Below are 12,887 nucleotides of genomic sequence, written 5' to 3'. Positions count from 1 at the left end.
GGCTGGCGGGCTGGCGGGCTGGCGGGCTGGCGGGCTGGCGGGCTGGCGGGCTGGCGGGCTGGCGGGCTGGCGGGCTGGCGGGCTGGCGGGCTGGCGAAGTCGCCGACCAGCCCGCCAGCCCGTGCCCACCGCAACCTCAGCCGACCGTTGCTCGATCCCGGTACTCGGCCTCGCCCAGCACTCTCGAATCCAGCGTCACCCGGTAGGCCGCCGCCTCCGTCCACCAGCCATTCGCCGCCTCGCGGTCGCCTCGGCCGGCTGCTGTGTTGCCCAAGCCCGTCAATGCCCGGGCTTTCTCGTGCTCGCTCCCCGCGTCATCCGCCAACTCGGCCGCGCGGCGGTAACAACTCTCCGCCTCCGCCCACTGACCCGCGCGGAACCGCACCCATGCCTCGCAATTGACCGACATCACGCGATCCATCGGCAATTGCGCGAGCTGAACCGCCTCCTGCGCACTCGACAGCGCCGAATCGAACCGCTCCAACGCCGTCGAAGCCAGCGCGAGTCCGCGTAGCGCGATGACGACGTTGCGCGTTCGCCCAGTCCGGCGGTAAACCGCCAGCACCGTTGTCAAATCCGTCAACGTCGCTTCCGCCTCACCGCGATACAAGCGCGCCCACGCCAGGCTCGACAGCGCGTCGATCGCGCCGCGGTCGTCAAGTGCCTCCGCGAAGCACTCCTGCGCCTGCTCGTGGAAGCGGATCGCCTCGTCGACGCGGCCCGACTCGATGTGCGCCATGCCCAAGTTGTTGAGGATCATGCCGGTCGCGCTCGCGTCGCCGATCGCCTGGGCTGCCTCGAGGGCGCGTTCGTGTGTGCGGATCCACGGCTCGAACAGCTTCTCGCGGAAGAAGTACGCGCGGAGGACGAACGCCAGCTGCCAGCACCGGTCGTGAAATCCGTGCCGGAACGCGGAATCGACGATCTCCGCCAGCGTCGGCCACTGCGCCGCCAGCCAGGCGAGCGCGCCGGCCGCGTCGGTGAATGGGGCAGCGGCCGAGGGGAGTCCGGTGGCCGGGCGGAAGCGGTACGGCTCCGCCAGCTCGTCGGCCGCCAGTGTTGTCGCGAGTGCGTGGTCGACGAGGCGGCCCAGGGCCGTCGAACGATCTTCCGGCTCGACGCCCGGCAGCGCGTGCGTCGACGCGAACATCCGCATCAAGTCGTGGAGCTCGACATAGCCGCGCTCGTCGCGGACGACCAGGTGGGCGTCGTGCAGCCGGTCGACCAGACGGTCCGCTTCGCCGGGGCCGAGGCCCGCCAGCGCTTCGACCGCCGCGACCTCCGCCGCGGTCGCCGGGTGCAGGGCGAGCAGGCCCAGCAGCCGCCGCTGGTCGCCGGGCAGGGACTCGTACGAGACCGCGAACGCCGTCGCGACGCTGCGCTCGCCGTCGTCCAGCGTGCCGAGGCGGGTCGTTTCGTCGGCGAGGCGGTCGCGCAGCCGCGCCGCCGTCCAGCCGCCCGCGACGAACCGGGCGGCGACGATGCGCACGGCGAGCGGGAGCTGCCCGCAGTACCGGACGATCTCGGTCGCGACGCCTTCGTCGCCCGGTGCGTGCTCGCCCGCGACCGAGCGCAGGAGCCGCACGGCGTCGGCGAGCGGCAGCACGTCGACCGGGAAGTGCCAGGCGTCGTCAAGCGCGGGGAGCCGGCCGCGGCTGGTCACCAGGATCCGGGACGCCGTCTCACCCGGGACGATCGCGCGGATCTGCTCGGCGGAGCGCACGTTGTCGAGCACGAGGATCATCCGGCGGCCGCGCAGCTGGTCGCGGACCAGGTTGGCCAGGCCGTCCTCGTCGGCGGGCAGCTGGTCGGCCGAGACGTCCAGCAGCCGCAGCAGCCGGCCGAGCGCCTCGCCGGCGGACAGCTCGGCCGCGCCGGGCGTGTGGCCCCGGAGGTCGAAGAACAAGCAGCCGTCCGGGAAGGACCGTTCGACCCGCCGGGCCGCGGCGACGGCCAGCGCCGTCTTCCCCGCGCCCGCCATCCCGTGCACCACGCCGACCCGGGCGTCGTCCGGGTCCAGCAGCAGCGCCGACAGCGCGTCGAGTTCGGTTTCCCGGCCGACGAACCAGCGGCCGGCGTCCGGCAGCCCGGCGATGCCGCCGGCGCTGCGCCGAGCGGGCGCTCCCGGTTCCGTGACGAGGGCGAGCAGTTCTCCGCCGGCGCCGAGCGCTTGGTCGCAGGCCTTGGCCAGCTCCCGGTTCACCCGGGCCTTGCCGTTCTCCACCTTGCTCAGGTAGCCCTTGGTGAAATGCACGGCCGCCGCGAGTCCGGTCAGGGACATGCCGACAGACGCCCGTCGACGTTTCAATTCCGCTCCAAAGTCCGGCATCGGTCAATCATCCTGTAATCGGCGAACGGGGGGAAGGTGTGACCGGCGGCCCGGGCCCGCCGGCCGGTTCCTGGTCAGCCGAGCAGCGAGACCAGCTGGCCCAGCACGATGACGATGTGCGTGTGCATCGCTTTCCCCTTTCCGCAGCGGATTCCTTGTTTCGCCGAATGGGCTCGGCAGAACAAGCATCGCCCGGTGAATCCGGCGCGGACAGGAGTTTCCCGTTGCCAGTAAAGAGGAAACGGCGTTGACCGGATCGGCCTGCGCTGTTTCCCGGTTCCGGAAACGGGCCGGAAACGGGTGACGGCGCGGCCGCGGCGGCGCACCATGAGTACACTTCCCCGCAGCGACCAAGACGGAGGTGCGGCTTGGCTCAGGAGGCGGCCGAAGCGAAGATCAACACTCTCTCAACGGAGCTGAAACTGCTTCGCAAAGGCCTGGGCGTCCAAGCGAAGAACCTGCCGGCGGACGTCGGCGAAGCGCTGCGAGAGGTGTGCGGTGTCGGCGAGGACGACGCGCCGGGAACGGTCCGCGCGAAGGTCGTCGCCACGCTTCTGTCCTTGATCGAGAAGCTGCCCGCGGCGCAGCGGGAAACGGCGCGGATCGTGCTCGGCTTCGGCACCGGCGCGAACGAGCGCTACACCGCGCGTCTCGAGCTGCTGGGCAGCGGGGCCGACCGCAACGTCCGCACGATGCAACGCCGGGCCGACGACGTCCTCTATCTGATCGCCGAGGCCGCGTACGAGTCGCCGGCGGCGTTCGGCGGTGTGCCGTCGAACAGCCAGGACCCGTGGCACACCTCGGCGCTGGCGGTCCGGCTGACCCTCACCGGTGCCGCGGCCGAGGTCTTCGAGACGCGGCGCATCGTCAGCCACGTCGCCGGGCTCGAGGAGATCGAGCACGGCATCTCGCTCGCGCGGCCCGCCAGCACGACCGCCCCGCCGGACCTCTCGGGGCTCGGCATCGACGTCGTCGCGGGCGGCGAAGTGCATTCCGTGCGGCTGGTGTCCTCGACCCGGGTGGCGTTCCGCCTGCGGCCGCCGCGGCCGCTGGACGCGGGCGACCAGCACGAATTCTTCTTCCGCATCCGGCTGGACGAGCTGCCGGTGCCGTTCTACTGCTGCACGCCGGAGTTCCCGTGCGACAGTTTCGACCTCAACGTCCGGTTCGACCGGAACGAGCCGCCGCAGCGGATCTGGCGCATCGACGGCGACCTCTCCAAGGACGCGGCCGACCCCGTGCCGGCGCGCAAACCCCTGTTCCTCGACAGCGCGGGCGAAGTGCGCACCGAGTTCCACGGCCTCCAGCCCGCGCGGTCCTACGGGGTGGGCTGGCAGCCGGCCGGCTGACCGCGTCAATGCTCCTCCTCGCCGTGAGCGCCTCTGTCCACGATGCCGCATCCGGCGGGGAAAAGCCGCACCGGACACGCGACAAAACCACGACACTTCCCGCACCGGCCCGCTGACGCTTTTTTCCCCGGATTTCACCGATGGCTTTTGACCCGGTGACAATCCGGTCAAGAGGCGTGGCGTCGGTAACGTGTCGCGCGAATGCGGCGACGTCCGCGGAAAGAATAATTCGGCGAGGCGCCGTAAACCGCGAGGAGGTTCGATGCGCTCCCATGACGTCTTCCTCAGCTTCACCTGGTCGGACACCGCCGAGGTGAACGCGCTCGAGAGCGCTCTGCGCGCCGCCGGGTTGCGGGTTTTCCGCGATCGGGGAATCGACAGGTTCGACGGCGTCACCGAGAAGCTCGTGTCCGCTCTCGCCGAGTCGAAGGTGCTTCTCGCCTACTATTCACGCCGGTTCCCGAGCCGGTACGCGTGCCAATGGGAACTGACGTCCGCTTTTCTCGCGGCGCAGCGCTTCGGCGATCCCCGGCGGCGGGTCCTCGTCGTGAACCCCGAGCCCGACGGGAACCACATCGCGCCGGTCGAACTGGCGGACGCCGCGTACTTCGGCCGGCCGCACACCGAACAGGACCTGGCCCGCATCGCCGAACGGGTCGCCGAGATGGTTCGGGCGGCGGCCACCCCGCTGGGCGCGGTGCGCAGCACGGCGCCGCTGCTGCCCCGGTTGCTGCGGCCACGGCGGTTCGTGGGCCGGTACCGGCAGCTCTGGGCGGTGCACAGCGCCCTGCACGCCCGCGACCTGCCGGCCACCACGCCGCGGACGTCGGCCGCGCTCGCCGTCGTGCGCGGGGCCGCCGGCCTCGGGAAGACCAGCCTGGCCGAGCAGTACGCGTTCCTCTTCCGGGACGCCTTCCCCGGCGGCGTGCGGTGGCTCGACCTGCTCGGGAAGGACGACCCCGCCGGCGCGCTCCCGCGGTTCCACGCGCACGTCCGCACGATCGCGGCGGACCTCGGCGCCGACGTCGGCGACCGGTCGCCGGAGGAGGTCCGCGACCTGGTCGCCTCGCGCATCGAAGCCGCCCGGAAGCCGCAACTGTGGATCATCGATGACGTCCCGCCGGACCTGCCGGCCGCGGTGCTCGACGAGCTGGTGATGCCGACGTCGTACGTCCGGACGGTGCTCACCACCAGGTCCGGGCACCCCGGGTGGCCGGCGCCGGTCGTCGACCTCGGCGGCTTGACCGAGGACGAAGGAACCGAGCTGTACACGGAGATCGCCGGGTCGGCGGACCCCGTCGAGCTCGCGGCCGTGCGCCGGCTCGTCGGGCGGTGCGGCGGGCACCCGATCGTGCTGACCAGCGTCAGCACGGCGTTGCGCGACCGCCGCAGCGCCACCGGGATCGCCGGCGCGCTCGACGCCGTGACGGGCACCGCCGCCGACGTCCTGCGGGAGGCGGCGACCGCCCGGGCACGCGTGCCGCGCCGGGGCCGGCCCGCGGAGCCGGTGGGCGAGCTCGTCCGGCACGCTCTGCTGAGCCACTTCGGCGTGGACGGGCAGCTCCTGGTCCGCGACACGGCCGCGATCCGGCTGATCAAGGCGGTGCGTGCCATCATCGGGCATGGCCACCCTTCGCGACACCCGTGAGCCGGAGCTCAACAGCGGGGTTCTGCCCGGGAACGTGCGGGCCGACGACTGGATCATGCTCGTCCTCGCCGCCGGTTCGGTCGGGTTGCTCGGGTTCATGCTGCTGAGCCCGCCCGCTCGGGACGTCGGCCTGGTGATCTTCTACGTCGACTGCGGGATCTGCGGCGTTTTCTTCCTCGAGTTCCTCTGGCGGTGGCGGAAACGGCGGTGGGCCAGGAAGTTCCTGGTGCGCAACTGGTACGAGCTGTTCGCCATGATCCCGTTCGCGCACCCTGTGGCGGCCGCGCACAAGTTCGTCGGGGTCGTGCTGCTGCTGATCCGGATCGGGCGGGCCGCGGACCGGGCCGTCGGCGAGCAGTTCACCTACCGGCTCGTCGACAAGCTGTCCGAGCCGATCGTGAAGGCGATCAAGAAGCCGGTGACCATCGCCGTGCTCGACGAGGTCGTCAAGGTGCTGGAAACCGGGAACTACCCGGAAAACCTCGCCAAGTCCCTCAACGGCAACAAGGACGAGCTGCGCACGATCATCGCCGAGAAGATCGCCGAGGACCCGCAGCTCGGGAAGCTCAAGCGGCTGCCCTTCCACGACGAAATCGTGCGGACCGTCGTCGACACGTCGTTCCGCGTGCTGCTCGAAGTCCTCGTCGACCCGCGGATCGACGACTTCTTCTCCGCCGTCGTGCGCGACAACCGGGAGCAGATCCGGCAGGCCGTCCAGCTCGGGCTCAACGAGGTCGACGACGACGACAAGGAGAAGTCCCTGCGCGTGCGGACCCAGCACTCGGCCGCCCTCGAGTACGACCGGCTGCACCCGAAGTCACGGCCGTGACCGCAGGTACGCGCCGAGCAAGCCTGCCGCGTCGAGCATGGCCACGCCCCGCGCGGTGAGCTTTTCCTGCCACGTTTCCAGGGCGTCCACCAGGGACTCCGTGCCGCCGGCGGTGCGGACCTGGTCGACCACCGTGGCGATGTGCTCCAGCGGGTAGCCGCCGCGGCGGAGCAGGTGGGTCAGTTCCGCGTCCCGGACGTCGGCGGCGGTGAAGACGCGGTAGCCGGTGGCGGGGTTGCGGCGCGGCACCAGGATGCCGGCGCGCTCCCACGCCCGGATCGTCGCCGCCGTGACGTCGAGGCGGTGGGCCAGCTCGCCGATCGACCAGTCGACCGCGGCCGGCTCGGGGGCCGTCCCGGTGGTCAGGTGGCCGATGGCCTTCCGGACCGTGTTGAGGGTTTCGCGGTCGCGGAGCAGCTGCTCGTGCCCGCGGTCGACGAGCGTCAGCGCGCGACCGAGGTCGTCGTCGTGGACCGCGTTCATGATCCCGCCGGCGGTCGCGTGGCCGTAGGCCGGGACGAGCGCCAGGAACGCACGCAGGGCGGACGCGTGGACCTGCGTGTAGACCCGGTACCCGCTGGCCGTGCGGGACGCCGGCGGGAGGAAGCCGTCCCGCTCGTAGTTGCGGACCGCCTGCGTGGAGATGCGGTGCTCGCGGGCGAGGTCAGCGGGTCTCAACAGAGTGTTCAAGGATATGATTCAACCACATGGACCTCACGGACTTCTCCGCCGAGCTGCTCGCGTTCGGGGAGCCGACGCACTTCGAACCGGCCTTCGCGCGGATCCGCAACGAGCTGTTCGCCCGGCTCGCCGAGCACGGCTTCCGGGCGATCGCGCTGGAGACCGACCGCGTCGCCGCGCTCGACGGCGGGTTCTCGCACGGTTTCGGCGAACTGGACGCCAACCGGCAGCTGCTCGACTGGCTGCGCGAGTACAACGAGACCGCCGGCGAACCGCTGACCTTCCACGGCTTCGACGCCCCGACGGAGATGTTCAGCGCGCCCAGCCCGCGTACCTACCTCGAACACGCCCGCGACCACCTGGGCCTCGACGTCGACATCGCGGCCCTGACCGGCGACGACGAACAGTGGAGCCGCTCCGAAGCGATCCTCGACCCGGACGCGTCGCCCGGCGCGTCACCCGAGGCCCGCGAGCTGCGCGTCATCGCGGACGACCTGCTCATGGCCCTCGACGCGCGCGTCGAGACCGCGGAGTCGAACCGCGCGCGGATCAACGCGATGGCCGGGCTCGATCTGCTGCGCTACCACGCGGCTTCCGCGCAACCCGGCGATCGGGACACGAGGATCGCGCGGCTCGCGGGCGCCCGCGCGGTCATCATGGCCCGGAACCTCCTGGACATCCACGGTTCGCAGCCCGGCCGGACCCTGGTGTTCGCGCACAACGCCCACCTCGGGTCCGGCGCCGGGGCGATCGTCGCGGCGCGGCTCGGCGACCGGTACGCCTTCATCGCCGGCAGCCTCGGCCACAGCGAAGCCCTCGGCCTCGGCGAGCCGGCCGCGGACACCTACGAAGGCTTGCTGCAACGCGAAACGAAGACCTGGCGGCTGACCACGGAAATCCCGGCCGGTCGCACCCGGGAAGACGCCGACCACCGGTACGCACCGCTCACCCGGGAGCTGCTCGAGAACGCCGACGCGATCCTGCACGTCGCCTGAAAACAGCGAGGCCCCGCACCGGGTCGGGTCCGGTGCGGGGCTCGCCGTTCACCCGGGTTACGGGTAGTTCACCACGTTGACCGGCACCGTGCCCGAAGGCGTGACACCGCCCGTGTCGTTGATGACGTGGGTGATCGTGCCGCGGTAGTTGAGCGACACCGTCAGCAGGCTGTGGAACCGGACGCCGCTGTTGTTCGGCACCTCGAACGCGTGGTAGCTGGACACCGCCGGGTTCGTGTCGAAGAAGCAGTAGCTCCCGAGACCCCACGCCTCATGCGAGGTCACATTGGCGCCGACCTTGTAGGCGGCGTACCCCGCGACCCCGGAGGGCGCGTTCCACGACGCCTGGTTCGGCACGTCGTAGGGCATCTCGTTCTGGAAGAAGATCGTCTTCCCGCCCTGGCCGTTCCAGATCACCTGGTACTTCTGGTAGTGCTCGACGAACAGGCCGGTCGCCAGCACGTTCGCGCCGTTCACCACGAGCCCGGTGTCGGCCGTGTTCGTGGTCCAGCCGACGGTGCCGCTGTTGCCGTGGTCGGCCCGCCACGCCCAGATGTGGTCGATGATCGTGTCGGAGCTGTTGACGATCAGGCTGTTCGTCGCCTTGCCGGCGAGCTCGCCGCCGATCCGGAAGAAGACGTCCTGGACCGTCGCCGGGTTCGCCGCGTGCGACGCCGACGAGCCGGACTGCCCGACCGTGAGCAGCGCCTGCGAGTTCGTCGTGCCGGCGTCGAAGAGCAGGCCCTTGAGCCGCACACCGTCCACATCGGACACCTGCATCGCGTTGACGCCGTTGTCGGGCACCAGCGTCGGGTAGCCGATGCCGAGGATCGTCGTGTTCGCGCGGGTCACGTTGAGCGTCTGGTTGAGGTGGTAGATGCCCGGCGTGAAGAACAGGTTGCAGCCGGCGGCGAGCGCGTTGTTGATCGACGCGGCCGTGTCACCGGACTTCACGACGTAGAACTGGCTCATCGGCGCCGACGTGCCCGGGGTGCTGCCGTTCGCCCAGCTCGGGCCGGACGCGTTGGTGCGCAGCGAAGGCAGGAACACGCGGTACTTGCCCGAGCCGTCGACGTAGAGGTAAGGCACGTCGCGGGAGACCGGGGTCGTCGCGAGCGTCGTCTCGGGCGGGTTCGGGAACGTGTTCGCCGGCGCGCCGCTGGTGCCGGAGAAGACCATGTTCCAGACGCCGCCGTTCCAGCTGCCGAGCTGCGAGTCGCGGGTGTACCACTGCTGCTGCGACACCGACGCGGCCTGGCCGGCCACCTTCGTGTCGGCGATGTAGCCGCCGCTGGCGTAGCCGTAGCTCGCCGGGTAGAGCTGCAGCCCGCCGCGGACGTCCATCCGGCGGAACGGCGCGGCCTGCGCGACCGCCCAGCGCTCGTTGCCACCGGAGGGGTTGACCGCCATGTTCTCCGCCGAGCGCCAGAAGTTCTGCAGCGCGACGCCGTTGTCGGAGGCGTTGAAGGCGTCGACGGTGACGTCGCCGTTGATCAGGACGTCGCCGGGGTTCTGCCCGAGGCCGGCGACCGACGTGTAGAAGCCGACGTTGTCGTGCACGTTGTTGTACGTGCCCGGCTTGAACAGGTGGGCAACGCGCCGGTCCGCGAACTGCGCGGTGAGCGTGTCCTTCTGGTTGTTGAAGTCGGTGTCGAGCTGCGCCTGGATCGTCGCCGCCGACATGCTCGGGTCGAAGATCCGCACGTTCGAGCCGAAGTTCGGGGTGTCGGACTGCGTCGGGCAGCCGGCCTGGGTGCCGATCGTGTAGGTCGCGCTCGACACCGCGGAGTCCGTCGAACCGGACTTGAGCGCGATCGCGTTGACCGTGCGGGAGTTCGGGACGCTGATCGGTCCACTGTAGAGCGTCGAGGACGCGGTGGGCGTCGAGCCGTCCACTGTGTACCGGATGGTCGCGCCGGAGGTGGCGCTGCTGATCGTCACCGTCTGGGCGGACGAGTACGTGCCACCGGGCGGGCTGAACGTCGGCGCCGCGACCGTCGTCGTGCCGCCACCGCCGACGGTGTAGCTGAAGTGCGGGGTGTCGTACTGCGGGCCGCTCTTCTCGTAGGTGAACCAGTAGTCGAGGACGTTGCCGCTGCTCAGGCCCCCGACGGTCGTCTGCCAGGTGCCGGAGCCGTTGGTCATCCGGACGTTCTGCTGGCCGAGACCCGGGACGCCGGTGTAGTGGACGTCCACGTACAGCGCGGGGGTGGTCGGGGTGAAGTTGATCTGCACCTGCGTCGAGCTCAGCTGGCTGACGCTCTGGGTGTAGTCGTCGGCCGCGAGCGCGGCGGGGGCGCTCAGCCCGGCGCCGAGCAGCAGGGCCGCCGCGGTGAGGGCGACGGCGCCGCGCCGGCGCCGTCGAAGCTTGTCCAAGGTCCGGTTCACGCCGTGACACCTCCGCCGTTGGGGATCCACGAGGCTATTTGTTGCGAGTCACAACAAAGTAGCTCCCGCTCAGCGGGCTTTCAGTCACTTTTTGGTAACACTTGTCTGGACCAATAACTCGCTCGGGTGAGAAAGTTCGTGACCGTTCGTCCGGTTCACCGTCTGGTGGGCGAATGACTGAACCGAGAAACACCCGTCAAGCGGGTGACCTCGAACGGGTGACATGCGACGATCCCGTGCCACACCCGGTCCCCTACCGAGGAGTAGCATGGCGCGTTCCCGGCTGTTCCGATCCCTGATCGTCCTCTCCCTCGTGGCGGCCCCGCTTTCGGTGGCCGTCGCCGCACCCGCCGACGCCGCACCGCTGAAGAGCGGCGGCGTCGTGAACTTCGGCTGCGCCAACTCCGGCAAGCTCCACTGTCTCGGCAAGGCGATCCGCTCGCCCAAGGGCTCCGGTCCGCTGCTGAACTCCACCCCGGTCGGCTACGGCCCGGCCGAGATTCAGGCCGCCTACAACGTCGGCGGGCTGCACGCCAACGGCCGCACAGTGGCCATTGTGGACGCTCAGGACGCGCCGACCGCGGAGGCCGACCTGGCCAAGTTCCGTTCCGCGCGCGGACTTTCGGCGTGCACCACGGCCAACGGCTGCTTCAAGAAGGTCAACCAGAACGGCGCGGCGAGCCCGCTGCCCGCGCCGGACTACGGCTGGGCCGAGGAGATCAGCCTCGACCTCGACGCGGTGTCCGCGACCTGCCCGGACTGCAAGATCCTGTTGGTGGAAGCCAACACCCCGGACACCGACCCGCTGATGACGGCGGTCGACACGGCCGCGGCGACGCCGGGCGTGGTGGCCATCTCCAACAGCTACGGCGGCACCGAGGATTCGACGATCCTGGCCGCGGACGCCCACCTGAACCACCCGGGCATCGCCGTGACGGCGTCCTCGGGCGACTCGGGCTACGGCGTGAGCTGGCCGGCGTCCTCGCCGTACGTCACGGCCGTCGGCGGCACGACGCTCAAGAAGGCGGCGAGCACCGCGCGCGGCTGGACCGAGACGGCGTGGAGCGGCAGCGGCTCCGGGTGTTCCGCGCTGGAGGCGAAGCCGTCGTGGCAGCACGACACCGGGTGCGCCAAGCGGACGGTCGCGGACGTCTCGGCGGTCGCGGACCCGGCCACCGGGCTCGGCGTCTACGACACGTACAACAGCTGCGGCAGCTCGTCGTGGTGCGACCTGCTGCTGTCGCTGGGCTTCGCGCAGGGCGCGGACGGCTGGGTGCAGGTCGGCGGCACGAGCCTGTCGTCGCCGGTGATCGCGAGCGTGTACGCGCTGGCGGGCAACTCGGTGACGTCCGGGTCGTACCCGTACGCGCACACCAGCGGCCTGTACGACGTCACGTCCGGCTCGAACGGCAGCTGCGGCGGGACGTACCTCTGCACGGCGGGCGCCGGGTACGACGGGCCCACCGGGCTGGGCACGCCGAACGGCACCTCAGGGTTCTGAGCGCCGGATCGGTTCGCCGAGCGCGGCGGTCAGCTCCGCGTCGATCCGCGTGAGCAGGTCGCCGAAGACGCAGATCGTCTCCTCCCACGGGTGCCCGAACGTGCCCAGGCGGAGGTCTCGCGTCAGGTAGATGTGGTAGTCCCCGTCCGGGAAGACGGCGCCGGGCCAGCGTGGTCCGGCGCCGTCGACCCGGGCGGGGTCGAAGCGGTAGCCGGCGTGGTGCCAGTCGAGCCAGTACAGCTCCTCGCCGTCCACAACGGACGCGCGGAGTCCCCTGTGGACGATGTCCGGGAGGGCGTCGAGCCGCGCGTCGCCGAGGTCGCCGACGTGCCAGGTCGCCGAGTGCGCCGGTTCGGTGATGCCGGGGAACTCCCGCATGTCGGGCCGGAAGGCGAACTCCTCGTAGAAGCGCGCCCAGATCTCGTCGTGCTCCGGCTCGGCGAACAGCCGGCGGACCGGGCGGCTGGGCGCGGGCTCGCCGGGCGACGGCAGGTGGTACCTCGTGACCGTGGTGACCTCGCGCATCCCGGCGGCTTCGAACGCTTCACGCAGGGGACCACCTGCCTCGGCGCGCAGGAACCGCACCTCGGGCCGGCCCCAGTCGTGGTCGACGAGCGCGGCGGCGAAGCCGGGGTCGGTCACGCCGCCGACGACCATGGCGTCGCCGATCTCCTCCAGCCAGGCGGCCCGGTCGCCGTCGAGGCAGACCTCGGACGACGGGCCCAGGTGGGCCGCGTCGGCGAGGAACTCGGCGTACGGCCGGCGGTGCAGGCCGGTCCCGGCGGCCAGCTCGGCGACCCGCTGGTGCGGGGCCCAGTCGTGCCCGATCCCGGGGAGCGGGGTCGTGTCCGTCCCGATCGGACAGACGAGTACCGCGCGAGCCGGCTCGGCGTCGAAGCCGGCGGCGAGCAGGGCCTCGGCGAGGCGGGCGTCGCCGTACACCGGCCAGACGACCGGCTCGTTCCGGCGCGCGAAGGCCCCGACCTGGCGGGCGACCAGCGCGTCGAGGTCGCCCTCGGGCAGCGGCCCGTGGCTCACCTCGCCGTGCGTGCCGTAGTGGGTCCGGACGACCGGGCCGTCCCGCTCGACCACCGCGCCCACCGGCGGGAGCTTCACGACGTTGTTCACGAGACCGATCTTCCACGGACGGGTGACGTTCGCGCAGCG

9 protein-coding genes are annotated in these 12,887 nt (G+C 71.2%); 5 read left to right on the top strand and 4 right to left on the bottom strand.

Annotation, left to right across the window (positions count from 1 at the left end):
- Positions 1 to 136: 136 nt before the first annotated feature.
- Positions 137 to 2,329 carry a tetratricopeptide repeat protein gene (locus tag ACZ7OH_RS13535; protein ID WP_470281082.1) on the bottom strand — a complete coding sequence of 731 codons (2,193 nt, stop codon included), beginning with the start codon at positions 2,327 to 2,329 and terminating at the stop codon, positions 137 to 139.
- A gap of 368 nt (positions 2,330 to 2,697) precedes the next feature.
- Between ACZ7OH_RS13535 and ACZ7OH_RS13530 the strand changes: the two genes are divergently transcribed.
- From ACZ7OH_RS13530 to ACZ7OH_RS13520, 3 genes are all read left to right on the top strand, one after another.
- Entirely contained in the window at positions 2,698 to 3,678 is a 981-nt protein-coding gene (locus ACZ7OH_RS13530; RefSeq protein WP_470281081.1) for a hypothetical protein, read from the top strand.
- 262 nt (positions 3,679 to 3,940) lie between these two features.
- Positions 3,941 to 5,326, top strand: coding sequence for a toll/interleukin-1 receptor domain-containing protein (locus ACZ7OH_RS13525; RefSeq protein WP_470281080.1), 1,386 nt, complete (start codon positions 3,941 to 3,943; stop codon positions 5,324 to 5,326).
- Positions 5,301 to 6,155, top strand: a complete 855-nt coding sequence (locus ACZ7OH_RS13520; protein ID WP_470281079.1) for an ion transporter — start codon at positions 5,301 to 5,303, stop codon at positions 6,153 to 6,155. The genes ACZ7OH_RS13525 and ACZ7OH_RS13520 overlap by 26 nt, the downstream gene beginning before the upstream one ends.
- Here ACZ7OH_RS13520 and ACZ7OH_RS13515 read toward each other — a convergent pair.
- On the bottom strand, positions 6,144 to 6,845 hold the full coding sequence (locus ACZ7OH_RS13515) for a TioE family transcriptional regulator (RefSeq protein WP_470281078.1): 702 nt from the start codon (positions 6,843 to 6,845) through the stop codon (positions 6,144 to 6,146). The genes ACZ7OH_RS13520 and ACZ7OH_RS13515 overlap by 12 nt on opposite strands.
- 17 nt (positions 6,846 to 6,862) lie before the next feature.
- On the opposite strand from ACZ7OH_RS13515, the gene ACZ7OH_RS13510 reads away from it, so the two are divergent.
- Positions 6,863 to 7,831 (top strand): erythromycin esterase family protein, encoded by a 969-nt coding sequence (locus tag ACZ7OH_RS13510; RefSeq protein ID WP_470281077.1) that lies wholly within the window; start codon positions 6,863 to 6,865, stop codon positions 7,829 to 7,831.
- A gap of 57 nt (positions 7,832 to 7,888) precedes the next feature.
- Here the strand turns inward: ACZ7OH_RS13510 and ACZ7OH_RS13505 are convergent, their stop codons facing one another.
- A complete protein-coding gene (locus tag ACZ7OH_RS13505; RefSeq protein WP_470281076.1) occupies positions 7,889 to 10,219 on the bottom strand; it encodes a chitobiase/beta-hexosaminidase C-terminal domain-containing protein in 2,331 nt (776 codons plus the stop codon).
- A gap of 268 nt (positions 10,220 to 10,487) precedes the next feature.
- Here ACZ7OH_RS13505 and ACZ7OH_RS13500 point away from each other — a divergent pair, with 268 nt between their 5' ends.
- Positions 10,488 to 11,720 (top strand): S53 family peptidase, encoded by a 1,233-nt coding sequence (locus ACZ7OH_RS13500; RefSeq protein ID WP_470281075.1) that lies wholly within the window; start codon positions 10,488 to 10,490, stop codon positions 11,718 to 11,720.
- On the opposite strand, the gene ACZ7OH_RS13495 is transcribed toward ACZ7OH_RS13500, so the two are convergent.
- Positions 11,709 to 12,848 (bottom strand): DUF2716 domain-containing protein, encoded by a 1,140-nt coding sequence (locus ACZ7OH_RS13495; RefSeq protein ID WP_470281074.1) that lies wholly within the window; start codon positions 12,846 to 12,848, stop codon positions 11,709 to 11,711. The genes ACZ7OH_RS13500 and ACZ7OH_RS13495 overlap by 12 nt on opposite strands.
- Between the last annotated feature and the right edge of the window lie 39 nt (positions 12,849 to 12,887).

The sequence above is a fragment of the Amycolatopsis sp. NPDC114478 genome (assembly GCF_055633805.1).
Note: the sequence above shows the minus strand (reverse complement) of the source record. Positions and strands in the feature narration are given on the sequence as shown.